The sequence below is a fragment of the Blautia sp. HA9023 genome (genome assembly GCF_056504095.1).
The window spans coordinates 126,262-153,222 of record NZ_JBWLUR010000001.1 but is presented as its reverse complement, the minus strand read 5'-3'; the positions used below and the strand labels follow the sequence as shown (position 1 = coordinate 153,222).

The window sequence follows — 26,961 nt, the reverse complement described above, 5'->3', positions numbered from 1 at the left end:
TGCCCGAACGGTTTTATACCATCTGTGTCAGTACTGAAGCGGCTGATTATACCAGTGCTACAGTCTCACGGCAGATTGCAAGTTCCTCGTTTGTCGGGATAACTGCAACTTTAACTTTGGAATCTGGTGTGGAGATTACGATCTCCTCGCCACGATGTCCGTTTGCGTCTTTGTCAAGTGTTACGCCAAGGTATCCAAGATAGCTTACAACTTTCTCACGTACCGGGATTGCGTTCTCACCGATACCTGCTGTGAAGACGATCGCGTCAACACCGTTCATTGCTGCAACATATCCGCCTACGAATTTAGCGATGCCGTAGCAGAGAACATCGATTGCGTTTGCTGCATCTTCGTTTCCACCCTCAGCTGCCTCGTTAAGGTCACGGAAGTCACTGGAAAGTCCGCCGGAAAGTCCAAGAAGACCGGATTTCTTGTTGAGTACGTTCATAACGCCCTCGATGTCAAGGTTCTCTTTCTTAGCGATGAACTCCATGATAGCCGGGTCGATGTTACCGGAACGTGTTCCCATAACAACACCTTCCAGTGGTGTAAGACCCATTGTGGTGTCTACACATTTTCCGTTTACAACAGCGCTGATGGAAGATCCGTTTCCAAGGTGGCAAACGATAACTTTGGAGTTGTCTTTGTCAAGGCCGAGGAACTCAACAGCTCTCTTGGATACGAAGCTGTGGGATGTTCCATGGAAACCGTATCTTCTTACTTTATATTTCTTGTAGAATTCAAGCGGAAGTCCGTAGAGATATGCTTTTGCAGGCATTGTCTGATGGAAAGCGGTATCAAATACACCTACCTGCGGTACACCTGGCATAAGCTCTGCACATACACGGATACCGATCAGGTTTGCCGGGTTGTGAAGCGGTGCAAGGTCGTTGCACTCTTCTACTGCTTTGATCATCTCATCTGTGATCACTGCGGAAGAAGCGAATTTCTCGCCGCCGTGTACGACACGGTGTCCGATTGCGTTAACTTCTTTCAGGCTTCCGATTGCGCCTGTCTTGTCATTGGTAAGTGCATCCAGTACCATCTGGATTGCCTCTTTATGTGTTGGCATAGCTGCCTCTGTGATCTCTTTGTCACATCCGGCTTTCTGATATACCAGTCTTCCGTCGATACCAATTCTCTCGCAGAGACCTTTTGCAAGGACTGCCTCTGTATCGGAGTTGATTAACTGATATTTTAATGAAGAACTTCCACAGTTGATAACCAATACGTTCATGATATTTACTCTCCTGATTTTTTATAATATAAGGTTAGGGGCAAAAGGTGTTTTGCCCCTAACATGATATGTAAGGATGATAACCGGATTATTTATCCTCTGCCTGGCACTGTACTGCTGTGATCGCTACAACACCTACGATATCATCTGCAGAGCATCCACGGGACAGGTCATTTACAGGTTTCGCGATACCCTGTGTAACAGGTCCGTATGCTTCTGCTTTACCAAGACGCTGAGCAAGCTTGTATCCGATGTTACCTGCATCAAGGTCTGGGAAGATAAGGACATTTGCTTTACCTGCTACTTCGCTTCCAGGTGCTTTGGATGCGCCTACGCTTGGAACGATAGCAGCGTCAAGCTGGAACTCTCCGTCAAGTTTAAGCTCCGGATGCTCCTCTTTGGCGATTCTGGTAGCCTCTACCATCTTATCTACGTCAGGATGTTTTGCACTTCCCTTGGTGGAGTGGGAAAGCATAGCTACCATCGGCTCCTCCTGAACAAGAAGCTTGAAGGACTCAGCGGAAGATGCTGCGATTGCGGAAAGTTCATCCGGAGTCGGGTTCTGGTTCAGACCGGAATCCGCAAATACGAATGCACCGTTTGCACCATACTCGCAATCCGGAACTACGATCAGGAAGAATGCGGATACAAGCTTGGTTCCCGGTTTTGTCTTCAGGATCTGAAGGCATGGACGAAGTGTATCTGCTGTAGAGTGGCATGCACCGGATACCATACCGTCTGCATCACCCATTTTAACCATCATTACGCCATAGTATGGGTACTGAGTATGAAGGATCTCTTTTGCTTTCTCAGGTGTCATTCCTTTCTTGGCTCTCAGCTCTACGAATTTATCAATGTATGCCTGAGTTCTGTCAGATGTCTCCGGATCTACGATCTGTGCGCCGGAAATATCAAAGCCGCCTTCTGCTGCTTTCTTGTTGATCTCTTCCTCGTTACCGATAAGGATGATCTTGGCAACTCCCTCTTTCAGAATCTTGTCAGTTGCCTCAAGAGTTCTCATATCCTCTGTCTCTGGCAGTACAATTGTTTTTACGCTTTCTTTTGCTCTTTTTTTAAGCAGTTCAACAAATCCCATGATTAAATGGCTCCTTTCTTGATGTAACAAAAACGCTAGTGTCTGTTCGGGCACTACACTGTGTTTATTATACCTCCTTACACTTTGTATTTCAAGCTTTTCATTGTCAGAAAATGGATGTGCGGCGTATTTTTTGAGGTGCAATTTACGGGCTGACTGCGAAGTGGATTATGTATGACTTAACTTTTTGCAGTGCTTATGTTAGAATAGCTTCATTACGGAAAAACGCAGTGCCAGGCAGGTATATGCAGTCTGTCTCGTGGTAAGGCTCTGAGTAAAATTTAACTTTTCAGAAATGGCAGGTTTTTTATATGAAAGTTGTTGGAATTATTGCAGAATACAATCCTTTTCACAGGGGGCATGAATATCAGATCCGTTATGTCAGAGAAACTCTTGGTGCTGATTATGTGATCGTCGCCATGAGCGGAGATTTTGTGCAGAGAGGCGCACCTGCGCTTATGGAAAAATATCTCCGGGCGGAGATGGCTCTTCTTGGCGGTGCCGATCTTGTCCTGGAGCTTCCCATCCAGGTTTCCACTGCCAGTGCGGAGGGCTTTGCCGCAGGCGGCGTAAGTCTTCTGGATGGACTTGGGTGCGTAGATGAACTTTGTTTTGGAAGCGAATGCGGCGATACGGAGATCCTTATGGAAACAGCTCGTATTCTTGTTGCGGAACCGCCTGTATACAGAGATTTTCTTCAGAAAAACCTGCGTGACGGAATGAGTTTTCCTCTGGCAAGAAGCCGTGCGCTGACAAGTTATGTTGCAAAATCTGCCATCTCTGATGTGTCTTCCGGTGACGGACATTTTATTTTTCCGGAGCAGATGGATTCTATCCTTTCTTCGCCCAACAATATTCTTGGTATTGAATACTGCAAAGCCCTGCTGCGCCAGAACAGCTCCATCCGTCCCCATGCGCTTCTCCGAAAAGGAAGTGGGTATCACGATGCGGATCTCTCGGATGTTTCCGGAGATTTTTTCCCGTCTGCTTCCGGTATCCGGGAACTTCTTTCCGCCAAAAAGGACGCCATGGATTTTTCCCGTTTTATTCCGGCTGCGGCATTTCCGGTTTTTTCCTCTGCGCTTAAAAAGGGCTGCTGGCTTTCGGAAACAACTCTGGATCTTCCTCTGCACTATAAGCTTCTTTTGGAAACTGAAGAAACGCTGCGTCAGTATCCGGATCTTTCCGATGCATTGATCCGCCGGATCTTAAAATACCGGAACCAGTATGAAAGTTTTTCCCAGTTTGCGGATCTTCTGAAAACCAGAGATGTCACCCGCTCCGCCATCTGCCGTGGTCTTGTCCGGATCTTTCTTGATCTGAAAGAAAAAGCACCCGGACATATTCCCTATGCCCGGGTACTTGGTTTTTGCAAAAACAGTACGCCACTCCTTAGCCAGATCAAACGAAATGCTTCCATTCCTCTCCTGACCAAATCTGCCGATGCTTCTTCTGTTCTTGATAAAGACGGATTGGATATTTTCCAAAAAACCTGCAAAGCTTCCGGTCTTTATGAGATGCTTCTCTGCCGGAAAACAGGCCAGCCGTTTATCCATGAATTTCAGAAGTCACCGCGGATCATTTTGTAACGGTAATTCCGCTGTTCCCAATCGCTTCCACTGCTTCCCGGATCTTCTCCGGCGGAAGTACCAGAGCGAAACGTACGTAGCCTTCTCCGTGAGGACCGAAGCTTGCTCCCGGTGTTACGATGACGCCGGCTTTTTCCATCAGTTCCATACAAAATGCCATGCTGTCCGTGCGGCCACCCGGGATCTTTGCCCAGACGAACATGGTACCTTTTCCATTTGGAAGTTCCCAGCCAATGTCGCGAAGTCCCTGGCAGAGGGCATCTCTTCTCTCCTCGTACATCTGACACTGTTCTTTTACGCTGTCCAGCGGTCCCTCAAGTGCTGCAACAGCGGCTTTCTGAAGTGGCAGGAACATGCCGAAATCAATCTGGCTTCTCAGCTTGCGAAGTGCTGCGATCACGTCCGGCCGACCTACCAGAAAGCTGAGTCTTGCACCGGTAACATTGAAGGATTTGGAAAGGCTGAAGAACTCCACTCCGATCTCTTTTGCCCCTAGTGTTGCAAGGAAGCTTCCTCCAAATGCTCCGTCAAAGATAATATCGCTGTATGCATTATCATGAATAATGAGAATATCATATTTTTTCGCAAATTCCACGATTTCTTCGTAAAGTCCTGGTGTGGCTATACTTCCTACCGGATTGGACGGAAGGGATACCACCATGTATTTGGCCTTTTTTGCCACTTCTTCCGGGATTCCTTTTACATAGGGGAGAAAGTCATGTTCCGCAACCAGTGGATAGTAGTAAGGAACCGCTCCGGCCATCAGGCTTCCTGCTGCAAATACCGGATAGCACGGGTCCGGAAGAAGGACGGTATCTCCTTCGTCACAGAGGGCCATGCCGAGATGTCCCATTCCTTCCTGGCTTCCATAAACGGTCATTACCATATCCGGTGTCAGTTCCACATCAAAACGTTTTTTATAATAAGTGCAGACTGCTTCCAGAAGCTCCGGCAGATCCCGGAGGCTGTACTTCCAGTTGTTGTCATCCATGGCCGCTTCCGCTACGGCTTTTTTGATGTATTCCGGAGTTTTAAAATCCGGGGTTCCCACACTCATGTTATAGATCTTCATGCCCTGGGCTTCCAGCTCCATGCGCCGGTTGTTCAGAGCAGCAAAAATTTCATCCCCAAATCGGTCCAGTCTTTTTGAAAACTGCATATCATTCGTCCCTCTTCCATAATAAAGTTAATCGGATATTCGCAATCCGCTTCGCTACTTGCTCATAAATAAAATCACAAAGCGATTTCATTTATTTTACCACGGTAACGTGATATACTCAAGAATTTTCCACAAAAAAAGAACCACCACCTGTTTCAGATAGTGATGGCTCTTCTACTTATCATTCATTATTCCGACAAAAGAATACGGTCATTATCCAAGGCCTTGCCGGCTCCTGTCTTAAACTTCTCAAGAAGACCGTCCACAGTCATGTTCTTTTTCTCTTCTCCTCCGATATCCAGTACGATATTACCGGAATCCATCATCAAAATACGGTTTCCAAGATCAATTGCTGACTGCATATTGTGTGTGATCATCAGACAGGTCAGCTGATGTTCTTCCACGATCCGTTTTGTGAGATTCAGGACTTTCTCTGCAGTTCCCGGGTCAAGTGCTGCAGTATGCTCATCCAGAAGAAGCAGTTTCGGCGGGTTCATGGTCGCCATCAGAAGTGTCAAGGCCTGTCTCTGCCCACCGGAAAGAAGTCCTACCGGATGACTCATCCGCTCTTCCAGGCCGATGTCCAGTTTCTTCAGTTCCTCACGAAAACGTTCTTTTTCCTGCCGGGTTGTGTGGGAAAGCCATCCGCCCTTCCCGGCTGCAAGCGCAAGATTCTCTTCGATCGTCATACCCGGAGCAGTTCCGCGCATCGGGTCCTGATAAAGACAGCCGATTTCTTTTGCACGTGCGTGCTGCGGCATAAATGTGATATCCCTGCCGTCCAGCTCGATAGAGCCTGCATCTGTAAGGAAATCACCGCAGATTGCGTTGAAAAGTGTTGATTTTCCCGCACCATTGGAACCGATGATCGTAGCAAAGTCGCCTTTTTTCAGTTCCAGGGAAAGATCTTCGATTGCCTTTTTTTCGTTTACGGTTCCCGGATTAAATGTTTTTGAAATATGGCTGATTTTTAACATGGATCATCTGCCTCCTTTTGTATGAGTCATTCTTCTTCGGATCTGCGGCCACTGTTTCTTAAGATATGGACCGGAAATTGCAAGAACAACGATCACAGAAGATACCAGTTTCAGCATAAACGCCGGCATATTGAAACGAAGTGCAATGGTGTACACAAGGCGGAAGATAAAGGAACCAAGCACCATTCCTACCGCCCTTACAAAAATTCCTCCATGACCAAGAAGAGTACCTCCGATCAGCAGAGATGCCAGTGCGATGGTGACCATACCCTGTCCGATGTTGATATCTACGGATTTCTGTGACTGGGACAGAAGGCATCCGGAAAGTGCGGTAAATGCATTTGCCACACAAAGGCCGATCACAGTTGTAAAGACCGGATTGATGGAGGAAGATTTTACCATATCGGAATTATTTCCGGTTGCCCGGATTGCAAGACCAAGTCTTGTTCTCAGGAAAAATACCAGAAATACGATCACAAGGATCACTGCGATGGCTGCAATGATAATATCTTCTCTGCCTTTTAAAGGTGTACCTGCAAGTGCATCCTTCATCATGGTAAATACCGTGGTTGTCCGGTTCATATTAATGAGAGAAGAGCCTCCCATGACCGCAATATTTACGGAATATAAGGCCGTATTTACAATGATACCTGCAAGCAGGCTGTCTACTCCCAGCTTTGTCTGCAAGATGGCAGTTACAAATCCCGACGTAACACCTGCTGCCATAGCTGCCACTATAGACAGAAACGGATGTCCGCTTACAGCTACTACGGCTCCTACAGCGGCTCCAAAAGTAAAGCAGCCATCTGTAGAAAGGTCGCAGACATTCAGCATAGAATAACTAAGAAACAGAGCAAGAACTGTCAGGGAACAGATCAGTCCAAGCTTCAGAGCAGTCTCCCCGAGGGAGAACATAGTTGCAATCGTCACAGTGATTTCCTCCAATTGGATTTATTTCATAACTGTTCTACAAGGTGAACGGTTATTTATTTTGCGTCTACTTCATCGAAGCTCTCTGCGGTTGTGATCTCATTTACCTGTGTGCAGAGCGGCTCAAATGCTTTCTTTACGGTATCAAAATCAAGACCAAGTTCTTTGCAGGTTTCTGTATTAACTGTTGCAGTACCATTATCAAATGTTTCCACAGCGGTTTTGGCCGGATCTGCGTTATCTACCAGGATATCTGCGATCATATCGGCTGTTTTCTGTCCAAGATTTGCATAATCAACACCATATCCTACAAAAGCACCATTTAATGCAAAGGAGTCAGCACCTGTGTAGTGAGGGATTCCTGCGTCAATAAATTTCTCATAAATAGAAAGCTCTGCTGTCATGATGGTATTGTCTGTAGGTGTAAATACGGCATCCACACCATCTGCGATCAGTGCATCTGCCGCAAGCTGGACTTCATCGGTAGTCGTTCCGGTACGTTCTACATATTCGATTCCCTGCTCATCCAGGTAATCTTTTGCTTCCTGGATCGCTGTTGTGGAGGAGTCCTGTCCTACATCATAAAGAAGACCGATTTTCTTTACATCCGGATTCTGTGCCTGGATCAGTTTCATGATAGAAGAAGTATCCAGATAATCACTGGTTCCTGTAATATTTGCTCCAGGAGCATCCAGAGAATCTACAAGGCCGGAGCCAACCGGATCGGATACTGCGGAGAAAACAACCGGTGTATCACTTCCCTCTGTAGCAGACTGCATACGCATTGCCACCGGTGTAGCCACACCTACCATCAGGTCAACGTTATCTGCCTGGAAATCGGAAATGATCTGTTCCATAACACTGGCATCTGCATTGCAGTTATCATAGGATACATCAAATGTGATACCTTTTTCTTTGCCGATCTCTTCCAGACGGGACTGGATATTGTCTACGATCTGATTCAGGGAGGCATCATCTACATAATTGCAAATACCGACTTTAAAATCCTCTGCCATAACCGGGCTGGCCATCATCATACTTGTTGCTGCTACTGCTGCTGCGATTACTAACATTCTTTTTTTCATAATTTTGTTCTCCCTTCTTATTTCCGCTTATGATTACTTTTTGTACACCCTGCGGTCTGCTTTTCCGGAACAACTTTTATGCAACAGAATTTCTTTTTCCTGTAACACAAAAACCGTCTCAAGCTTATATTATGCTTGAGACGGTAATAAAAGTTCTTTATTATCGCGGTACCACTCAAATTGACGAATCGTCCACTTTCCGGTGTACTAACATACACTCCTCATTGATAACGGGTTCGGTTCCCGTCGGCGCCTACTGTACAGATAAATAGTTCGGGCCGCCCTCGAAAGTCCATTCAACATCTGGTTCCCTGCGGATTCCCACCATCACCGCTCTCTGCGAAGCTTCCTGAAATGTTTACTTCTCTTTCTCACTGGTTTGTTTTTTAAGTTGTGTTTACTTTAGCACATCAACGTGAGTCTGTCAACCCCGAAATGAAATTAATTTCAGAAATTCTGTGCATCGCGAAACGTGTTGCCGGTCATAAAGTAAACAGTACCTTAGTTCTTAAAGCTGTGGATCGGTGCCGGGATTCTTCCACCTCTCTGTACAAACGCATCGCAGGAGAAGGAATTTACCGGCATGATCGGTGCATAGCCAAGAAGTCCGCCAAACTCAACAGTTTCGCCTACGCCTTTGCCAATTACCGGGATCAGACGTACTGCAGTTGTCTTCTGGTTTACCATACCGATGGCAGACTCATCTGCAATGATACCTGCCAGTGTGGTAGCTTTGGTATCTCCCGGAACTGCGATCATATCCAGGCCGACCGAGCATACGCAGGTCATGGCTTCCAGTTTTTCAAGAGTAAGAGCTCCTTCGTTTACCGCATCGATCATTCCCTGATCCTCACTGACCGGAATAAAGGCACCGCTTAAGCCTCCTACAGCTGCTGCTGCCATAACACCGCCTTTTTTCACCTGGTCATTAAGAAGGGCAAGTGCTGCAGTTGTTCCCGGTGCGCCGGCTCTCTCAAGACCGATCTCCTCCAGGATCTCCGCTACGGAATCACCGATGGCCGGTGTCGGTGCAAGAGAAAGATCCACAATACCAAACGGCACATCCAGACGTCTGGATGCCTCACGTGCAACCAGCTGTCCAACTCGTGTTACCTTAAATGCGGTACGTTTGATCATCTCGCAAAGTGTTCCGAAATCCTCTCCACGAACCTGCTCCAGGGCTTTTTTTACAACGCCAGGGCCGCTGACACCTACATTGATGATGCAGTCTGCCTCTGTAACACCGTGGAAAGCGCCTGCCATAAACGGGTTGTCATCCGGTGCGTTGCAGAACACTACAAGTTTGGCACAGCCAAGGGAATCCTGCTCTTTGGTTGCCTCTGCGGTTGCAAGGACGATCTCGCCCATCAGTTTTACGGCATCCATGTTAATACCGGTCTTGGTGGAACCAACGTTTACAGAACTGCAGACACGCTCTGTCTCTGCCATTGCCTGCGGGATGGAGCGGATGAGAAGTTCCTCTGCCGGAGTCATTCCCTTGCTTACCAGTGCGGAATATCCGCCGATAAAGTTCACTCCAACTTCCTTGGCACATTTATCCAGTGTTCTTGCGATGGTCACAAAATCTTCCGGTTTCTTACATGCGGCTCCACCAACCAGAGCGATCGGTGTTACGGAAATTCGTTTATTTACAACCGGGATCCCGTACTCGGTTGCAATCTCATCACCGGTAGCTACCAGGTTTCTGGCTTTTGTGGTGATCTTCTCATATATTTTCTGATTCAGTGCATCCAGGTCAGGATCGATACAGTCTAAAAGGCTGATACCCATGGTAATGGTACGCACATCCAGATTCTCCTGTTCGATCATTTTATTTGTCTCGTTTACCTCAAAAATATTGATCATTTTATTTTCTCCCTGATGATTGATGGTCAAGCGGATATTCGCAATCCGCTTCGCTACTTGCTCATAGCCCATAAACTGCTTCACAGTTTATAGGTTAAATAACGGTATACCGTTATTTTATTATACTCGATGCATCATGTTAAAAATATCTTCATGCTGGCAGTGGATCACAACGCCGATCTCTTTGCCAAGATTTTCCAGCTCTTTTGCAAGTGTGCCGCCATCTTTTTCACATTTTGCTGTGTCTGCGATCATCATCATGTTGAAGTACCCCTGAACGATGGTCTGAGAAATATCCAGAATGTTAACCTGATTCTCTGCAAGGTATGTACAAACCTTTGCGATAATTCCTACTGTGTCATTTCCTACTACTGTGATAATTGTCTTCTTCATCGTTTTTTCCTTTCTACACTGTGATTATTTCTGATATGTGATCCCTCTTCGCTACCTGGATCTTAAAATCCCTGGAACGATACGGGTTGTCACCAAGCGTTACCTCCGAGCAAACAGTCTCATAGGCAAGTTCTTCGTAGTTGTTTTCCCGGCTTAAATGGCCGAGAAAAACAGCTTTCAGATTATCATGGAGAATCCGGCAAAGCAGGCGGCCTGCATTCTCGTTGGAAAGATGGCCTCTGTCTCCCAGGATTCTCTGTTTCAGATAATAAGGGTATTTTCCAACCTGGAGCATACGGATATCATGGTTGGCTTCCAGAAGCACCGCATCCAGATTCTCCAGATTTTTTACAATGTAATCATTATATTTTCCAAGATCTGTGGCAATTCCCACCGAATGTTCTCCGCATTCCAGGCGGTAACCTACCGGCTGTGCCGCATCATGGGAAATGGTAAAAGGATTTACTGTCAGGTCTTTAATCTCAAACGGCTCATCTTCCCGGATCTCGTGGATCAGCCCCTCCGGCATTTTTCCAAGGGATTTCATCCGAAGCATGGCGTCTGCAGTCCCGCCTGTGGCGTAAATGGGAATTCCGTATTTTCTGGAGATCACTCCCAGGCCCTTGATATGGTCGGAATGTTCATGGGTGATCAGGATTCCGTCCACATCTTTTCCGGTAAGGTCAAGGGTATTCAGGCCTTTCTCGATATTTTTCCCGCTGATTCCCACATCTACCAGGAGATGCGCCTCCTCAGAACCCACATAAATACAGTTGCCGCTGCTTCCGCTGGCAATACTACAAAGTCTCATTTCTCTCTATCCCTTCTCTGATCTGTCTCCGGGTATCTGAAAGATCTCCGTTGTTTTCGATCACATAATCCGTGTGTTCTCTGAAAACCTGATCAGATACCTGGTTTCGGATAATGCCAAGAGATTTCTCTCTGGAATAGCCGCGGCTTTCCATCAGGCGCTGGATCCGGATCTCTTCTTCTGTATACACATACCAGACTTCATCACAGAATTCTTGATAATTTTCTTCCAGAAAAAGAGCAGCCTCCACAACGCAGATTCCTCTTCCCGCTTCCTTCTGTTCTCCAAGAAGACGGAGGATTCTCTGTTTTACGGCCGGATGAATGATCCCGTTTAATTTCAAAAGCATATCCTTATCTGTGAATACTACATCAGAAATCCTTCTCCGGTCAATAGTTTTATCTTTTTTTATGATTTCTTTTCCAAACAATGCGATCACCGCATCGTAACATTCTTCTCCCGGTTCCATCAAAATATGGCCAAGCTGGTCTGCCTGAATCACATATGCCTGAAACTCTTCTTCCAGGATTCCAAGTACTGTACTTTTTCCGGCGCCTACTCCGCCGGTTACTCCGATCACTCTCATTTATTTCGCCTCATACCAGCTGTCGCCCTGGTGCATATCCACTTCAAGTTCCACTGCAAGATCTGCGGCTCCCTTCATCTCTTCTTCCAGAATGCGGGAAACGATCTCGATTTCTTCCTTCTTTGTCTCGATCAAAAGCTCATCGTGTACCTGAAGCACCAGTCTTGAGTGCAGGCCTTCTTTTTTCACCCGTTCATAAACATGGTTCATGGCGATCTTGATGATGTCCGCCGCAGTACCCTGGATCGGGGAATTCATGGCCACACGTTCTCCGAAAGAACGCTGCATGAAATTGCTGGATTTCAGTTCCGGCACAGGTCTTCGTCTGCCAAACATGGTAGTCACATAACCATGTTCCCTGCCTTCTTTTACCAGGCCATCCAGAAATCCCTTGATCTTCGGATAGGTTTCAAAATATTTTTCGATGTAGGCAGCTGCCTCTTTTCTGGTAATACTTAAATCCTGGCTCAATCCAAAGGAACTGATGCCGTAAACAATTCCAAAGTTTACCGCCTTGGCATTTCGTCTCTGAAGAGGTGTCACCTCGTCCAGCGGTACATGGAACACCTTGGATGCGGTAAGGCGGTGGATATCCTCTGCCTCACGGTAAGCCTGGATCAGTTTTTCATCGCCGGACATATGGGCCAGTACACGAAGTTCAATCTGAGAATAATCCGCATCCAGAAATACAAATCCTTCCTCCGGCACAAAAACCTTGCGGATCAGCCTTCCCAGTTCCATACGTACCGGAATGTTCTGAAGATTTGGGTCCGTGCTGCTGATACGTCCGGTTGCCGTGATTGTCTGATTGAAAGTGGAGTGAATTCGTCCGTCTTTTCCGATCACATTTCCAAGACCATCTGCATAAGTGGATTTCAGCTTGGTCAGCTGACGGTACTCCAGAATATCTTTTACAATAGCATGATCCGCTGCCAGTTTATCCAGGATATCCGCTGCGGTGGAGTAACCCGTCTTGGTTTTCTTTCCACCGGGAAGTCCCAGTTTTTCAAAAAGAATCACACCCAGCTGTTTCGGGGAATTGATGTTAAATTCCTCCCCTGCTTCCTGCCAGATGGTTTTTTCCAGCTCCTGGATGCGGACTTTCAGCTTTTCGCCATAACTTTTAAGTTCTTCACCTTTAACGGAAATTCCCCATTTTTCCATGGAATCCAGAGTAAAGACAAGAGGAAGCTCGATCTCATCGTAAACTTTACGCATGCCTGTTTCGTCCAGTTTTTCAAGAAGAACGCCACGGGCCATACATGGAACAAAGGCCTGATAACAGGCATAATTTCCAAGGCATTCCATTTCTTCTTCCCAGGCTTTTTTCAGGGAAGTTTTTCCAAGAAGATCTTCTTTTGCCGGGAGCATCATGCCATCCAGATATTCTCTGGCAATATCGTCATAGGTATAGGAAGATTTCAGCGGATTCAGAAGGTACGCCGCAACCCCTGTGTCAAAAACTTTTTCCGGTTCTTCCAGCGGGACAATGTTTGAGAACTGCCTTGATGTCCATGGCACAGAGCACTGTACTATCCGCCAGGGCTTTCAGCTTTCCACAAAGGTAATCCCCGGTAAGAAGTCCTCCCACCGGAATCTGATAGATTTCTTTTTCATCCAGGACCAGTCCTACGGCATACACCTGATCCGGGTCTGCAAGAACGGAAATACCCACCTGCTCTTTCCTCGCTGCTTTTTCAAACAGGGCCTCCACCCCGGAAAGATCATTACAGGTAAAAAATTCCAGTTCCATGGAGGAATCTGCTGCCGTAACCGGATCAAAACGGTTCAGCATGTTTTTAAATTCCAGTCGTTTGCACAGTTCATAGGCTTCCGGAGTATAGGGATTCTCCACTTTCGCCTTTTCGTAGGAGAATTCCAGCGGACTGTCTGTATTGATGGTCGCAAGTTCTTTGGAAAGCTGTGCCATATCGTAATGTTCACGGAGAGATTCTTTCGCCTTGTTGGGCTTCACTTCTTCCAGATGCTCATGGGCATTCTCAATGGAACCGAACTGCACGATCATCTTGGTTGCGGTTTTTTCTCCAACGCCTGGAATTCCCGGAATATTATCGGAACTGTCACCCATCAGAGCTTTCAGTTCTATGATCTGCGGCGGCGTTACCTGATATTTTTCGAGCACTTCCGCAGTATGATAATTCTCAATGGTAGTCTTGCCCCGGACGGTCTTCGGAAGTCGAATCAGAACCTTATCCGTGGCAAGCTGAAGAAGATCCCGGTCTCCGGAAAGAATGGTGACATCCATGCCTTTCGCTTCACTTCTTCTTGCAACTGTGCCAAGAAGGTCATCTGCCTCATATCCTTCCAACGACATGATGTTGATCCCCATGGCAGCAAGCATCTCTTTGATCAGCGGAACCTGTTCCCGAAGTTCCTCCGGCATGGGTTTTCGGGTTCCTTTATAAGCTTCGTAACGCTTATGCCGGAACGTAGGTGCACTCAGGTCAAAGGCAACGGTAAGGTACTCCGGCTTCTCTTCTTCCATAATTCTGAACATAATATTCAGAAATCCATATACTGCTCCTGTATGGCGTCCCTCTGCATTGGTAAGATCCGGCAGGCCATAAAATGCCCTGTTCAAAATACTATGTCCATCGATCAGTAATATTTTTTCACTCAAAATTAAATTCCCTCCTTCAGTTCCAGGATCACAAAAAAGAGAAAAACCACCAGTACAGCAATCAATGCACAAAACGCAATCGCCACAACTGCTCTGTGGAATTTCTTTCTGCGGATATATCTTCTTGACTTCCGGATATCTTCTTCCAGAAGTTCTTTAAAATCCAAAACCGTATCCTCCTGTTTCTCATCCAGCTGCTGCATGGCTTTATGCACAATAAAATACGTAGCAAGCTCGTCGTAACAGGAAGAACAATTCTCAATATGCTCCAGAAAATCCTCCAGATCATTCAATGGCAACGTATGATTGATGTATTTATTCACCATTCCCTCTGCAATACGACAATTCATAAATTCCTCTCTTTCAGCACAACGGACATCGATCTTCCGTTTCTCTCAATTACGTAAAGCAGATATTCCTATTCCACTTTACTGCATGTTCATGAACGCAATATTCAGCACTTTGCGTTCAAACGTTTCCCAGAATGTTATCATTATAGCTAATTAAACAGTGAATGACAAGGGCAGTTTCCTGTGATATACTTGAGATATCCCGGTCAGAAAACAAGAACACCGACCGAATATGCAAATCCAGCAAGGAGGACCATCACTATGAAATCTATTGCAATCGTTACAGACAGCAACTGCGGTATATCTCCATCCCAGGCAAAAGACCTTGGCATCTACATGCTTCCAATGCCATTTTTTATAGATGAAAAAGAATATCTTGAAGATATCGACATGAACCAGGCCGAGTTCTTCCAGTATCTTGAGCAGCACCCCGAATGTCACGTATCCACCTCGCAGCCCACTCCTGAATCCGTAACTACACTGTGGGACAGCCTGCTCAAAGACTATGACGAGATCGTACATATTCCCATGTCCAGCGGTCTCTCCAGTTCCATGCAGACCGCCCGCATGCTGGCGGAGGACTATGATGGCCATGTACGCGTTGTAAACAACCAGAGAATCTCCGGAACCTTACGCTATTCCGCCATAGAAGCCATCCAGCAGGCCAAAAACGGCCTCTCTGCCGATGAAATCGGAACCTGGCTGGAAGAAACCCGCTTCGATTCCAGCATTTATATCACTGTAGCAACCCTGAAATACCTGAAACAGGGCGGACGCATCACCCCTGCTGCTGCAGCTATCGGAACCCTGCTCCGCCTGAAACCGGTTCTTCAGATCCAGGGCGAAAAACTGGACGCCTTCTCCAAAGCCCGCACCATGAACCAGGCCAAAAACACCATGACCAAAGCCATCAAAGATGATATCGCAAACCGCTTCGGAGAAAAGATCAACCTGGATGTCATCCACTCCCACAACCTGGAAGCAGCCCAGGAATTCCGAAAAGAAGTTCTCGCCACCTTCCCGGACATCGGTGAGATCAATATCTTCCCTCTGTCATTAAGCGTCTCCTGCCACATCGGCCCGGGAAGCCTGGCTCTCACCTGTTCTAAGGTACATCCGGAAATCTGGTAAACAATCTGAACAATTTATATTTTTACAGCAAAAGCGGAGCCCCAGGGCCCCGCTTTCTTCTTACTGTCTTGTTTCATTTTCCTGAATTTCTTCAATCTCATCCGGTTTTTCATTCAGAATCTTCATAAACTCCTCACCGGTAATTGTCTCATGCTCATACAGATACTTGGCAATCTCATGAAGCTTTCCTATATTATCCGTCAGGATCTTCGTAGCCTTCTCATGCTCCCGTCTTACAAGCTCCACAACCTTCTTATCCAGAAGTGTCTGCGTCTCAAAAGAACAGGTCAGGCTGGCATCTCCGCCAAGATACTGATTGCTCACATTCTCCATGGCAACCATATCAAAATCATCGCTCATACCATATCGGCTGATCATCGCTCTGGCAATCTTGGTCGCCTGCTCAATATCATTGGAAGCACCAGTGGTAATGGAATGGAAAATCAGTTCTTCCGCTGCACGGCCACCTGTAAAGGTAGCGATCTTATTCTCAAGTTCTTCCTTGGACATCAGGAAATGTTCCTGCTCATCTACCTGCATGGTATAACCCAATGCACCAGAAGTACGCGGAATGATCGTAATCTTATGGACCGGTGCAGAATCTGTCTGCTTGGCAGCAACCAGTGCATTGTCCAACCTCATGATAGGAAACGATCAGTTTCTCCTTGTTGGAAAGCACACGGTTCTTCTTCTGGTATCCGGCAATAACAACCTCAATACTCTCTTCAAAATCCGCCTGTGTGGCAAATTTCCGTCCGTCACGGACTGCACGGAGAGCCGCCTCATTGACAATGTTGGCAAGTTCCGCACCGGAAGCACCAACTGCAGCCTTGGCGATCTCGTCAAAACGAACACTATCTGCAATCTTGATCTTCTTGGCATGAACTTTCAGGATTTCCTCACGTCCCTGCAGATCCGGAAGCTCAACCGGAATTCTTCTGTCAAAACGTCCCGGTCGAAGAAGTGCCGGGTCAAGGGAATCCGGTCTGTTGGTAGCCGCCAGGATCACAACACCCTTGGAGCCGTCAAAACCGTCCATCTCTGTCAGAAGCTGGTTCAGTGTCTGCTCACGCTCATCGTTTCCGCCGCCCATTCCGGAGCCGTCACGTTTCTTACCGATGGTATCAATCTCATCAATAAATACAATACATGGTGCTTTCTCATTGGCCTGTTTAAAAAGATCTCGAACCTTGGCAGCACCCATACCAACAAACATCTCCACAAATTCCGAACCGGAAATGGAGAAAAACGGAACCTCTGCCTCGCCGGCAACAGCCTTGGCAAGAAGAGTTTTACCGGTTCCAGGAGGGCCCACAAGCAGGGCACCTTTTGGCATGGAAGCACCGATCTCTTTGTATTTCGCCGGGTTATGGAGGAAATCCACAATCTCCGTCAGAAGCTCCTTGGCTTCATCCTCGCCTGCCACGTCTGTAAATTTAATTCCTGTGGAGGACTTTACATAAACCTTGGCATTACTTTTACCAAAGGACATCATGCCTCCAGGGCCACCATTGCCCATGGAACTCATCATCTTCTTGCTGAGCCAGCGTCCCAGCAGAACAAAAATGGCAATCGGAAATACATATCCCAGGATCAGGGACAAAAGCAGGGACTGCCTCTGAGGTGCAGTACCCTCAATGCTTACACCTGCATCATAAAGATGGGATACAAGATCCTGATCATCTACCGATACGGTCTTACAATAGACATCATTTCCATCTACTTTCATCGTATAGTAAATGTAATCAGAATCAATGGTTGCCTCATATACTTTTCCTCCGTCTACGGCTTTCAGAAAGGTGGTGTAATCGGTTTCCTTTACACTTCGCTCAGAAAGGGCAGGAAGAGCAAAAACATTCAGCAGAATAATAATTACGACCGCGATGATGTAATATACATACAACGGCCGCTTCTCTGGTTTTTTGGAATTCAGATTCATGCAGTCTCCTCCGTTATCTTATAGTATATTGCTATATCCACAGTGCTATATCAGGTGGTACAGCCTTGTAGCACACTCTACCACTTTTTTCAGTCAATTTCAAGGAGCCAGCCTCCGATTTCATAAACTTTTTAGAATTGAAAATATTTCCAAATAATCCCTTTATTCTGAAAAAATCCTTGCAAACCAACTGGTGCTGTGCTATTATAATAAATGGTTATGCCGCTGTGGCGGAATTGGCAGACGCACTTGACTCAAAATCAAGCGGAGCAATCCGTGCCGGTTCGAGTCCGGCCAGCGGCATTCGCATAAAAGACCTGACGGAGAGATCTGTCAGGTCTTTATTATATGATACAAAAAAATCACGAAAGGAACAAAAAATGGAAAAAGACAAAAGCTTTTTAGGAACCAAGCCTGTCGGAAAGCTGCTTCTGCAGCTTGCACTTCCCACAGTTGCTGCACAGCTCATCAATATGCTCTACAATATCGTCGATCGTATCTATATTGGTCATATTCCCGGAGAGGGTGCTCTTGCCCTTACCGGTGTAGGTGTCTGTATGCCGCTTATTATGGTCGTATCTGCCTTTGCTGCTCTTGTCGGAAACGGAGGTGCTCCCAGAGCCAGCATCTTTATGGGTAAAAATGACACCTCAAAAGCCGAACAGACTCTCGGAAACTGCTTCACCATGCAGATCATCATCTCCCTGATCTTGACTGTTATCCTGTTTCTCGGAAACCGCAGCTTTCTCCTTGCATTCGGCGCCAGCGCAAACACCATCGACTATGCAGTGGGTTACATGAATATCTATGCAGTAGGAACTATCTTTGTACAGCTGACTCTTGGCATGAATAATTTCATCACAGCCCAGGGATTCGCAAAAACAGGAATGCTCTCCGTACTGATCGGTGCAGTCTCCAATATTATTCTGGATCCAGTTTTTATTTTCGGATTCCACATGGGTGTCCGGGGCGCTGCTCTGGCAACGGTGATCTCCCAGGCATTTTCCTGCATCTGGGTCCTCTCATTCCTCTTTGGAAAAAAGACCTTCCTGAAGCTTCGGAAAAGCACCATGAAACTGAAAGCCGATATCATTCTGCCCTGTATGGCTCTTGGCTCTTCTCTCTTTGTCATGCAGCTCAGTGAAAGCATTATCTCTGTCTGCTACAACTCCTCACTCTTAAAATACGGCGGGGATGTTGCCGTAGGAGCCATGACCATCCTCACCAGCGTCATGCAGTTTGCCATGCTTCCTCTTCAGGGACTTGGTCAGGGTGCACAGCCTATCATCAGCTACAACTATGGTGCACGTAACGAAAAGCGTGTACGTTCTACATTTAAGCTTCTTGTAAAAACAAGTGTTTCTTATTCCGTGATCCTGTGGCTGATCATTATGATCTTCCCGCAGATCTTTGCCGGAATGTTTACTTCGGACAGTACATTACTTGCTTTCACAAAGACAGCTCTCCGGATCTATATGGCAGTTGTGTTTATCTTTGGTATCCAGATTGCCTGCCAGATGACCTTTATCTCCCTTGGCAGAGCCAGGGATTCCATCATTGTGGCTATTGTCCGGAAATTTGTCCTGGTCATCCCGCTGATCTATATCCTGCCCAATATTTTCCGTGCTGATCAAACAAATGCAGTTTATATGGCTGAGCCGGTTGCAGATATCCTGGCTGTTACCTTCACTGCCATCCTGTTTTTCTTTGAGTTTAAAAAAGCTCTGGCAGAAATTTCCGACAGCCAAAAATAACAAAATCCTGTTGATCAAAAAAGCCTTCCAGCATGATTATCCACATGCATGGAAGGCCTTTTTTCACAGCTTAAGACGGATATTCACAATCCGTATCCGGGTCAAGCGGATATTCGCAATCCGCTTCGCTACTTACTTGATTTGGTTAATCTATCTTTTATTTCAGTTCGTCTTCATCCTGAAGAAGTTTCTCAAAAACAGGGAAGCAGTCAAATGTTGCAAAATAATCTCTCGGTGTCTCGGCACGGCGGATCATCTCAAAGCTGCCATCCTCATGAAGAAGGATCTCTGCAGATTTCAGTTTACCATTGTAGTTATAGCCCATTGCAAAACCATGAGCGCCTGCATCGTGGATCACAAGGAGATCTCCCATGTCGATCTTCGGAAGCATACGGTCAATGGCAAATTTATCATTGTTCTCACAAAGGGAACCTGTCACATCATATTTATGGTCACATGGCTCGTTCTCTTTTCCCATAACGGTAATGTGATGGTAAGCACCATACATAGCCGGACGCATCAGGTTTACCGCACAGGCATCTACACCGATGTACTCCTTATGTGTATGTTTTTCGTGGATGGCTTTTGTAACAAGACAGCCATACGGTCCCATCATGAAACGGCCAAGCTCTGTGTAGATCGCAACATCACCCATTCCTTCCGGAACAAGAACTTCCTCGTAAACCTTGCGGACACCCTCACCGATCACGCGGATGTCATTTGGCTCCTGATCCGGTTTGTAAGGAATTCCGATACCGCCTGAAAGGTTGATAAATTTAATATGTGCGCCAGTCTCTTTCTGAAGCTTTACGGCAAGCTCAAACATAACTTTTGCAAGCATCGGATAGTAGTCGTTGGTTACGGTGTTGCTGGCAAGGAATGCATGGATTCCAAATTCTTTGGCACCTTTAGATTTCAGGATGCGGAATGCATCAAAAATCTGCTCGGTAGTCATTCCGTATTTTGCATCTCCAGGATTATCCATGATACCGTTGCTGATCTTGAATACTCCGCCTGGATTATAACGGCAGCTGATCACTTCCGGAATTCTTCCGAGAGCTCTCTCTACGCTCTCAATATGTGTGATATCATCAAGATTGATGATTCCACCGATCTCATCTGCATATTTGAACTCTTTCTCCGGTGTATCGTTGGAGGAGAACATGATATCGCCCTTCTTGCAGCCCACTGCTTTTGCCATCATAAGCTCTGTGGCGGAGGAGCAGTCACAGCCGCAGCCATACTCCTGAAGAATGTTGATCAGATAAGGGTTCGGTGTTGCTTTTACTGCAAAAAATTCCTTGAATCCTTTGTTCCAGGCGAAAGCCTCTTTCAGGGCTTTTGCATTCTCACGGATTCCCTTCTCATCATAAAGATGGAAAGGTGTCGGATATTTTTCGGTAATCTCGTTGAGTTTCTCAAGTGTCACAAATGGTACTTTTTTCATAATAACTGTATCTCCTGTTTTCCGACCGCTGTTCCTTAAGAACCCCCGGTCTTATTCTGCCTCGATCACGTGCATCATATTTGTCACTGCACCATGACCGTTTGTCATGTTGGTCGCAGGGTCTCCTGCTGTAAATACAACAAGGTCTCCTTTATGGATCAGATGACGGCTGCGGACAACATTCATAGCCTGAGACATGATATGGTCCGTGGTATCTCTCTGATATCCTTTCAGAGGTGTTACACCCCAGATCAGCTGAAGTTTGTGCTGGATGGTTGAGTTCGGTGTAATGGCATAGATCGGAACCTTCGGGCGGAAATTGGAAATCAGTCTGGCTGTATTTCCACTCATGGTCGGTGTCACGATAGCATTTGCCTTCAGATTCTTCGCAGTGCGGACTGTTGCAAGTGCAACTGCGCTGGAGATTTTCTCTCTTCCATCCATGGAGCGGTGCTCAATAAATACCTTATAATCCAGATGCGGCTCTGTCATCTCTGCGATCTCTGCCATCATCTGAAGGGCATCAACCGGATATTTACCAGCTGCTGTCTCACCGGAAAGCATGATCGCATCGGTTCCATCGTAGATCGCATTGGCAACGTCCGCTACCTCCGCACGTGTCGGACGCGGATTACGGATCATGGAATCCAGCATCTGTGTTGCTGTGATAACCGGTGTATAATGTTCATTGCATTTACGGATGATCTCTTTCTGGATGTGCGGCACCTGGCTTGCAGGAATCTCCACGCCAAGATCTCCTCTGGCAACCATGATACCATCCGATGCTTCAATGATGGAATCAATGTTCTCAACACCTTCTGCATTCTCAATCTTCGCAATAATACCGATGTCCTTTCCACCGTTATCATTCAGAAGTTTACGGATCTCACGGATCACCTCTGCGGAACGGACGAAAGATGCCGCAATGAAATCAAATTTCTGCTCGATACCAAAAAGGATATCGTTCTTATCCTGCTCTGTGATACCCGGAAGATTTACTTTTACGTAAGGAACATTTACGCCTTTTTTCTCTCCCAGCTCACCACCGTTTAAGATATCACAGATGATATCGGTTCCTTTGATCGCCTTAACTTCCAGCTCGATCAGACCATCATCAATAAGAATCTTGTTTCCCGGTTTCACGTCTTTATAAAGTGTCTCATATGTGATGGCAACTTTTTTGTCATCACCTTCAAAATCACCGATTCCAAGTACAAACTGGTTTCCTGACTCCAGTTTTACCTTCTGTCCGTCCTTTAAAAGTCTGGTACGGATCTCCGGTCCCTTTGTATCAAGAAGCATCGCGATCGGCATATCCAGCTCCTCACGAAGCTCTTTGATCATGTCCACACGGCCCTTCTGCTCCTCGTGGTCTCCGTGAGAAAAGTTGAATCTGGCAATATCCATTCCATTCTCCATAAGAGCTTTCAGAGTTTCCCTGTTGTTGCTGGCAGGTCCAAGTGTACAGATAATCTTTGTTCTTTTCATAATTGAATATACTCCCTCTTTTTTTACGTTTTACTGTACGTGTTTGTGCGTAAATAAATGATCCTGGCAATATTCATAATTTCCCTTGCACTTTGAGCAGAAACGGAACTCCAGATTTGGATCATCCTTTTCGGTACGTCCGCAGATCGCGCATTTATGCTTGGCAATTCCATCTGGTCCATAGCCCGTTCTGGTCGGAGCCATGGCCTTCTTAAACTGCTGTCTCCTGTGAATCTCCTTCGGATTGTAACGGTTCATATCCCGCGTACTGAAATAAAAGATCACAAAATTCAAAAGTGATGCTACAATCGGCACAACGCCTACCCAAAGTCCAACTCTAAGATATGATACGATATCCCACGCAATAAACAGTCCATATACAAATGCCATCCATTTCATTCTTGATGGGGATCACAAACATAAGCAGCAGCTGAAGATCCGGATATGTGACTGCATAGGCAAGAAAAATAGAAAGACTGATGTAATATGTGGTAAAAATACTTCCATAAGGAAGCATCATTCCCCCAACGGTCACATAACCGCCGGTAACTGCATACAAAAGCGCCGCTGCAATAACTGTAAACAAAAGTCCCGAAAAAATATACAAAGTATATCGGAAAGTTCCCCAGGTACGTTCCAGAGAGGTACCGATCGGATAATAGAAAAAAGCAATTGCAAGCACGAACATGAGAAGATTACTCATTCCTCCCACGCTGGATGGCGGATAGATCACCCATGTTACGAGTCTCCAGATCTGACCTTTCATGACCATGGACATATCCAGGCTCAGCATGCTCAAAACTCCCGGTGCAGCTGCGGTCAGAATATAACCCAGTACATAACATCCGATAATATAAATGGTCAGATTCGGAATCCCGAATCTTCCAAATTTACGTTCCAGTTTGTCGATAAACTTCATTAAATTCTCCTTTCAGCAAATCAGAAAAACCGCTTCTTGGAAAGAATGATCGCTGCCACAACACTGATCGCCACAGAAAACAGGATAATGATCAGAAAGCCCCATGGACTCTGTGATAACGGCATACCGGAACCAGCCACGTTCATTCCGTAAGCGCTGAACACAATGGTCGGAATACTCATGACAATGGTAATGATCGCCAGTACTTTCATAACAATATTCATATTATTGGAAATAATAGATGCAAAGGCATCCATGGTTCCGTTCAGGATTCCGCTGTACACATTGGCCATTTCGATAGCCTGTTTGTTCTCAGTGATGACATCTTCCAGAAGATCCGTATCCTCCGGATATTTCTTGATACTGTCTATCTTCAGAAGCTTCTCCAGCACAACCTCGTTGGACCGGAGGGATGTGATAAAGTAAGTCAGGGATTTCTGCAGTTCCAGAAGCTCGATCAGCTCCTCGTTTCTTGTGGAAAGATGCAGTTTTTCTTCCACCTGCTCACTTTTCTTGTCAATGATACGCAGATAACGCAGGTACATACTTGCATTTCTGTAAAGGATCTGGAAAATAAAACGGGTCTTCATATAGGTAAAAAAGCTCCGGACTCTTCCTTCCATAAATCTGGTCAGAACCGGTGTGTCCTCCAGACAGATAGTAAAGATCATAGACCCTGTCACAATGATACCAAGCGGTATGGTTCCATACCAGTCCTTGTCATTACGCTCCTCGATCATAGGAACGTCAACCAGGATCAGTGTATAATTATCCTCAACTTCGATACGTGACCGTTCTTCCTCATCCAAAGGGGATCGTAAATCGTCAACCTCTATATCAAACTTCTCGGAAAATTCAAAAATCTCTGTTGCCGTCGGATTCGTCAGCGCAATCCAGCAGCCTTCCTCCGGTTCCTGTATCTGGTGGATGGCTCCGTCTATTGTCTTGTAAATCCTTACCACGATTCCCACTTCCCTTCTTTTGCTTTTCTTTTGCCAGGGCAAAATTCATTTCTATTATAAATAGTCAAAATAGCTTTGTCAATTCATACATTTTCTTTTTAAAAAAGCTTTTAAATGATTTCACATGCTCTTTACATAAAAATTCATTCTGTTTTCCACGTTCTTTACATTTTTTCCGGCTTCCTATATAATGATTCCAGAATTCCAACGAAAGGAAGTTATACAAATGAGTCAGTCATCATTCGGAAAAAAATTCGTAGTTACTACCTGGGGAGAATCTCATGGCAAGGCTATCGGTGCAGTTCTCGACGGCTGCCCCGCAGGTCTTTCTCTCTGCGAGGAAGATATCCAGGTTTTTCTTGACCGGAGGAAACCCGGCCAGAGCCGCTACACAACTGCCCGTAAAGAAGGGGATCTGGTTGAAATCCTTTCCGGAGTTTTTGAAGGAAAAACTACCGGCACACCGATTTCTCTTCTGATCCACAATACCGATCAGCGTTCCAGAGATTACGGAAATATCGCATATTCCTACCGCCCCGGTCATGCGGATTTTACCTTTGACCAGAAATACGGATTCCGTGATTACCGTGGAGGCGGACGTTCCTCCGGAAGAGAAACCGCCGGCCGTGTGGCAGCCGGTGCTATTGCCATCAAGCTGTTAAATGAACTTGGTATTACTTTTACCACCTATGCGAAATCCATCGGTCCTGTGGAAATCCAGTCTTTCTCAGAAGAAGAGATCCGGAACAATTCCCTCTGTATGCCAGACGCCGATGCGGCAGAAAAAGCATCCGCCTATCTCGAGCAGTGTCTCAATAACCAGGACAGTGCAGGCGGTGTGATCGAATGCCGGATCAAAAATGTTCCTGCTGGTCTGGGTGATACGGTTTTTGACAAGCTGGATGCCACTCTTGCTCATGCGATCATGTCCATCGGTGCTGTAAAAGCTGTTGAGATCGGTGACGGCATTGGTGTGACACGCCTTACCGGTTCTGAAGATAACGATGGTTTTGTCCAGAAAGACGGCATCATTTCCAAGACCTCCAACCACGCCGGCGGTATCATGGGCGGTATGAGTGACGGCAGTGACATTATCCTCCGTGCCCATATCAAACCAACACCATCGATCAGCCAGCCCCAGTCCACCGTAACCAGCTCCGGCGAAAATCTGGAGCTTGAGATCAAAGGACGCCATGATCCTGTTATTGTTCCACGTGCCGTAGTTGTTGTGGAAGCCATGGCAGCTCTCACCATCACCGATGCACTTTTTGCCAATATGAGCGCACGCATGGACCGCATCCACGAATTCTATCGCAGATAAAACCGCCCTCATTCCCGGCAGATCCGTGGATTCATCCGTAATGCCAAATGCTTTTCCAGCAAAAAACAGACTCAGGGAATCTTATTGCTTATCCCTGAGTCTGTTTTTGTATCCGGATATCTGGCCGTTGCAGTCATTTACCGAAAAGAATTATTTGCAGATGCCATCCACATCTCCCGGCACCGGCCAGATATGGATGCTGTTCGGTGTTTCGATCTTTCTTGGCTTCTCATTCATCATAATAATATTTTTTTCGTAATCTACTGTAAAAACAGTAATACTGTTACTTCCATGATTTGCAATGGCAATATGTTTGTTATCCGGGAAGATCATAAGATCTTTCGGATAATCACCACTGATCGGAAGGGTAAATTTCTTGGTCAGAAGGCCGGTTTCCTGGTCTACCGCATACATGGTTACTGTGTTCTCACCTGCAGTTGTGCAGAAAAGATATTTGCCATCCGCAGAAAGAGACATGCCTGATGCTGCGTTGTGAATCGCATCATTGGCGTCTTCTTTTCCAAGAGTGGTAATACTCTGGAGCAGCTGGAACTCCGGGTTCTTGCCGCTTCCGTCATAGCTGTATACCTTAACCTCATTGCTGAGCTCAAAAAGAAGATATGCAAATCTTCCATCATCACTGAAACGGATAATACGAGGGCCACTCTCTCTCGGGCAGCGGAGGATGTCAACAAGCTCCAGTTTATCTTTCTTCTTGTTGATCCTGTAGATCTTAACCTGATCAATGCCATTATCTACCGCACAGAGATATTTGTTATCCGGTGTGGGGCGGACACAATTTACATGTGGACGGAAGTTACGTTCTGCCACACTTCCAAGTCCTTTATGGAAAACACCGTCCATAACACTTCCCAGACGTCCGTCTTTATGTGTATGTACAACCGTTACCTTACCATCATGATAACCTGCTACATAAAGATATCTTCCGTCTACATCTGTTGCAAGATAACAGCCTCGCATTCCGTTAATATCTACGCTGTTAATACGGGAAAGATCTCCATTTTCATCTCTCTCGAATACAGCCACACCTTCATCCTCGATGGAGTACAGATATTTACCGTTTTTGGAAACTGCCAGATGAGATGCATTGCTGACCTCTACCTCACTGCGCTCTGTCAGTGTTCCGTTCTCTACATCTACATCGTATACCTGAATTCCCTTACTGGTTCCATGGGTATATGTTCCCACGTAAGCCACGTACTTCTTTTTTCCCATAAGCTCTGGCCTCCTGCTTTCACATTCATTACGTATTTTTGTGT

Annotated in this window: 19 protein-coding genes, 1 tRNA gene, 3 pseudogenes and 1 other annotated feature; of the genes and pseudogenes, 5 read left to right on the top strand and 18 right to left on the bottom strand. The window is 46.1% G+C overall.

Annotation, left to right across the window (positions count from 1 at the left end):
• Positions 1-46: 46 nt before the first annotated feature.
• Both AC04Q6_RS00685 and pta read right to left on the bottom strand, forming a co-directional pair.
• The gene (locus tag AC04Q6_RS00685; RefSeq protein WP_476389428.1) at positions 47-1,237 is read right to left on the bottom strand and encodes an acetate/propionate family kinase; all 1,191 of its coding nucleotides are present in this window, start codon (positions 1,235-1,237) and stop codon (positions 47-49) included.
• 88 nt (positions 1,238-1,325) lie between these two features.
• The gene (gene pta, locus AC04Q6_RS00680) at positions 1,326-2,333 is read right to left on the bottom strand and encodes a phosphate acetyltransferase (RefSeq protein WP_021977676.1); all 1,008 of its coding nucleotides are present in this window, start codon (positions 2,331-2,333) and stop codon (positions 1,326-1,328) included.
• Positions 2,334-2,644: 311 nt separating this feature from the next.
• Here pta and AC04Q6_RS00675 point away from each other — a divergent pair, with 311 nt between their 5' ends.
• Entirely contained in the window at positions 2,645-3,922 is a 1,278-nt protein-coding gene (locus AC04Q6_RS00675; protein ID WP_476389427.1) for a nucleotidyltransferase family protein, read from the top strand.
• Here AC04Q6_RS00675 and AC04Q6_RS00670 read toward each other — a convergent pair.
• The 10 genes and pseudogenes from AC04Q6_RS00670 to AC04Q6_RS00625 form a co-directional block, all read right to left on the bottom strand.
• Positions 3,912-5,081, bottom strand: coding sequence for an aminotransferase class I/II-fold pyridoxal phosphate-dependent enzyme (locus tag AC04Q6_RS00670; RefSeq protein WP_476389426.1), 1,170 nt, complete (start codon positions 5,079-5,081; stop codon positions 3,912-3,914). The genes AC04Q6_RS00675 and AC04Q6_RS00670 overlap by 11 nt on opposite strands.
• A gap of 188 nt (positions 5,082-5,269) precedes the next feature.
• Positions 5,270-6,058, bottom strand: coding sequence for an ATP-binding cassette domain-containing protein (locus tag AC04Q6_RS00665; RefSeq protein WP_476389425.1), 789 nt, complete (start codon positions 6,056-6,058; stop codon positions 5,270-5,272).
• A gap of 3 nt (positions 6,059-6,061) precedes the next feature.
• Entirely contained in the window at positions 6,062-6,973 is a 912-nt protein-coding gene (locus AC04Q6_RS00660; RefSeq protein WP_118062515.1) for an ABC transporter permease, read from the bottom strand.
• A gap of 71 nt (positions 6,974-7,044) precedes the next feature.
• Positions 7,045-8,073, bottom strand: coding sequence for an ABC transporter substrate-binding protein (locus AC04Q6_RS00655; RefSeq protein ID WP_021977681.1), 1,029 nt, complete (start codon positions 8,071-8,073; stop codon positions 7,045-7,047).
• 133 nt (positions 8,074-8,206) lie between these two features.
• Positions 8,207-8,457 (bottom strand) — a binding site (T-box leader).
• 117 nt (positions 8,458-8,574) lie between these two features.
• A complete protein-coding gene (locus AC04Q6_RS00650; protein WP_118062476.1) occupies positions 8,575-9,939 on the bottom strand; it encodes a PFL family protein in 1,365 nt (454 codons plus the stop codon).
• A gap of 120 nt (positions 9,940-10,059) precedes the next feature.
• The gene (locus AC04Q6_RS00645) at positions 10,060-10,332 is read right to left on the bottom strand and encodes an ACT domain-containing protein (protein ID WP_021977683.1); all 273 of its coding nucleotides are present in this window, start codon (positions 10,330-10,332) and stop codon (positions 10,060-10,062) included.
• 13 nt (positions 10,333-10,345) lie between these two features.
• Positions 10,346-11,143 (bottom strand): MBL fold metallo-hydrolase, encoded by a 798-nt coding sequence (locus tag AC04Q6_RS00640; RefSeq protein ID WP_476389424.1) that lies wholly within the window; start codon positions 11,141-11,143, stop codon positions 10,346-10,348.
• On the bottom strand, positions 11,130-11,729 hold the full coding sequence (gene coaE / locus AC04Q6_RS00635; protein ID WP_021977685.1) for a dephospho-CoA kinase: 600 nt from the start codon (positions 11,727-11,729) through the stop codon (positions 11,130-11,132). Before coaE ends, AC04Q6_RS00640 begins: the two co-directional genes overlap by 14 nt.
• A pseudogene (polA, locus tag AC04Q6_RS00630) lies at positions 11,730-14,370 on the bottom strand (DNA polymerase I).
• Positions 14,371-14,372: 2 nt separating this feature from the next.
• Entirely contained in the window at positions 14,373-14,720 is a 348-nt protein-coding gene (locus AC04Q6_RS00625) for an anti-sigma factor family protein (RefSeq protein ID WP_021977687.1), read from the bottom strand.
• Positions 14,721-14,981: 261 nt separating this feature from the next.
• On the opposite strand from AC04Q6_RS00625, the gene AC04Q6_RS00620 reads away from it, so the two are divergent.
• The gene (locus AC04Q6_RS00620) at positions 14,982-15,851 is read left to right on the top strand and encodes a DegV family protein (protein WP_021977688.1); all 870 of its coding nucleotides are present in this window, start codon (positions 14,982-14,984) and stop codon (positions 15,849-15,851) included.
• A 60-nt stretch (positions 15,852-15,911) separates the two neighbouring features.
• Here the strand turns inward: AC04Q6_RS00620 and ftsH are convergent.
• Positions 15,912-17,790 (bottom strand): annotated as a pseudogene (ftsH, locus tag AC04Q6_RS00615) (ATP-dependent zinc metalloprotease FtsH).
• A 221-nt stretch (positions 17,791-18,011) separates the two neighbouring features.
• Here ftsH and AC04Q6_RS00610 point away from each other — a divergent pair.
• Both AC04Q6_RS00610 and AC04Q6_RS00605 read left to right on the top strand, forming a co-directional pair.
• A tRNA-Leu gene (locus AC04Q6_RS00610) sits at positions 18,012-18,093 on the top strand.
• A 77-nt stretch (positions 18,094-18,170) separates the two neighbouring features.
• The gene (locus AC04Q6_RS00605; protein WP_244832797.1) at positions 18,171-19,544 is read left to right on the top strand and encodes an MATE family efflux transporter; all 1,374 of its coding nucleotides are present in this window, start codon (positions 18,171-18,173) and stop codon (positions 19,542-19,544) included.
• Positions 19,545-19,701: 157 nt separating this feature from the next.
• Here AC04Q6_RS00605 and AC04Q6_RS00600 read toward each other — a convergent pair whose 3' ends face one another.
• The 4 genes and pseudogenes from AC04Q6_RS00600 to AC04Q6_RS00585 form a co-directional block, all read right to left on the bottom strand.
• On the bottom strand, positions 19,702-20,991 hold the full coding sequence (locus tag AC04Q6_RS00600) for a diaminopimelate decarboxylase (protein WP_021977691.1): 1,290 nt from the start codon (positions 20,989-20,991) through the stop codon (positions 19,702-19,704).
• 51 nt (positions 20,992-21,042) lie between these two features.
• Positions 21,043-22,479, bottom strand: coding sequence for a pyruvate kinase (pyk, locus tag AC04Q6_RS00595; protein WP_021977692.1), 1,437 nt, complete (start codon positions 22,477-22,479; stop codon positions 21,043-21,045).
• A gap of 30 nt (positions 22,480-22,509) precedes the next feature.
• Positions 22,510-23,398 (bottom strand): annotated as a pseudogene (locus AC04Q6_RS00590) (hypothetical protein).
• Between the two features lie 20 nt (positions 23,399-23,418).
• The gene (locus AC04Q6_RS00585) at positions 23,419-24,360 is read right to left on the bottom strand and encodes a magnesium transporter CorA family protein (protein WP_021977694.1); all 942 of its coding nucleotides are present in this window, start codon (positions 24,358-24,360) and stop codon (positions 23,419-23,421) included.
• A 226-nt stretch (positions 24,361-24,586) separates the two neighbouring features.
• On the opposite strand from AC04Q6_RS00585, the gene aroC reads away from it, so the two are divergent.
• Positions 24,587-25,681, top strand: coding sequence for a chorismate synthase (gene aroC, locus AC04Q6_RS00580; RefSeq protein ID WP_244832798.1), 1,095 nt, complete (start codon positions 24,587-24,589; stop codon positions 25,679-25,681).
• Positions 25,682-25,831: 150 nt separating this feature from the next.
• Here aroC and AC04Q6_RS00575 read toward each other — a convergent pair whose 3' ends face one another.
• A complete protein-coding gene (locus AC04Q6_RS00575; RefSeq protein ID WP_021977696.1) occupies positions 25,832-26,917 on the bottom strand; it encodes a lactonase family protein in 1,086 nt (361 codons plus the stop codon).
• Between the last annotated feature and the right edge of the window lie 44 nt (positions 26,918-26,961).

What these genes read in the sequence shown, in the direction of transcription:
- AC04Q6_RS00685 (WP_476389428.1), bottom strand. Translation starts at nt 1,237, where the DNA reads ATGAACGTATTGGTTATCAACTGTGGAAGTTCTTCATTAAAATATCAG.
- pta (WP_021977676.1), bottom strand. Translation starts at nt 2,333, where the DNA reads ATGGGATTTGTTGAACTGCTTAAAAAAAGAGCAAAAGAAAGCGTAAAA.
- AC04Q6_RS00675 (WP_476389427.1), top strand. Translation starts at nt 2,645, where the DNA reads ATGAAAGTTGTTGGAATTATTGCAGAATACAATCCTTTTCACAGGGGG.
- AC04Q6_RS00670 (WP_476389426.1), bottom strand. Translation starts at nt 5,081, where the DNA reads ATGCAGTTTTCAAAAAGACTGGACCGATTTGGGGATGAAATTTTTGCT.
- AC04Q6_RS00665 (WP_476389425.1), bottom strand. Translation starts at nt 6,058, where the DNA reads ATGTTAAAAATCAGCCATATTTCAAAAACATTTAATCCGGGAACCGTA.
- AC04Q6_RS00660 (WP_118062515.1), bottom strand. Translation starts at nt 6,973, where the DNA reads ATGTTCTCCCTCGGGGAGACTGCTCTGAAGCTTGGACTGATCTGTTCC.
- AC04Q6_RS00655 (WP_021977681.1), bottom strand. Translation starts at nt 8,073, where the DNA reads ATGAAAAAAAGAATGTTAGTAATCGCAGCAGCAGTAGCAGCAACAAGT.
- AC04Q6_RS00650 (WP_118062476.1), bottom strand. Translation starts at nt 9,939, where the DNA reads ATGATCAATATTTTTGAGGTAAACGAGACAAATAAAATGATCGAACAG.
- AC04Q6_RS00645 (WP_021977683.1), bottom strand. Translation starts at nt 10,332, where the DNA reads ATGAAGAAGACAATTATCACAGTAGTAGGAAATGACACAGTAGGAATT.
- AC04Q6_RS00640 (WP_476389424.1), bottom strand. Translation starts at nt 11,143, where the DNA reads ATGAGACTTTGTAGTATTGCCAGCGGAAGCAGCGGCAACTGTATTTAT.
- coaE (WP_021977685.1), bottom strand. Translation starts at nt 11,729, where the DNA reads ATGAGAGTGATCGGAGTAACCGGCGGAGTAGGCGCCGGAAAAAGTACA.
- AC04Q6_RS00625 (WP_021977687.1), bottom strand. Translation starts at nt 14,720, where the DNA reads ATGAATTGTCGTATTGCAGAGGGAATGGTGAATAAATACATCAATCAT.
- AC04Q6_RS00620 (WP_021977688.1), top strand. Translation starts at nt 14,982, where the DNA reads ATGAAATCTATTGCAATCGTTACAGACAGCAACTGCGGTATATCTCCA.
- AC04Q6_RS00605 (WP_244832797.1), top strand. Translation starts at nt 18,171, where the DNA reads ATGGAAAAAGACAAAAGCTTTTTAGGAACCAAGCCTGTCGGAAAGCTG.
- AC04Q6_RS00600 (WP_021977691.1), bottom strand. Translation starts at nt 20,991, where the DNA reads ATGAAAAAAGTACCATTTGTGACACTTGAGAAACTCAACGAGATTACC.
- pyk (WP_021977692.1), bottom strand. Translation starts at nt 22,479, where the DNA reads ATGAAAAGAACAAAGATTATCTGTACACTTGGACCTGCCAGCAACAAC.
- aroC (WP_244832798.1), top strand. Translation starts at nt 24,587, where the DNA reads ATGAGTCAGTCATCATTCGGAAAAAAATTCGTAGTTACTACCTGGGGA.
- AC04Q6_RS00575 (WP_021977696.1), bottom strand. Translation starts at nt 26,917, where the DNA reads ATGGGAAAAAAGAAGTACGTGGCTTACGTGGGAACATATACCCATGGA.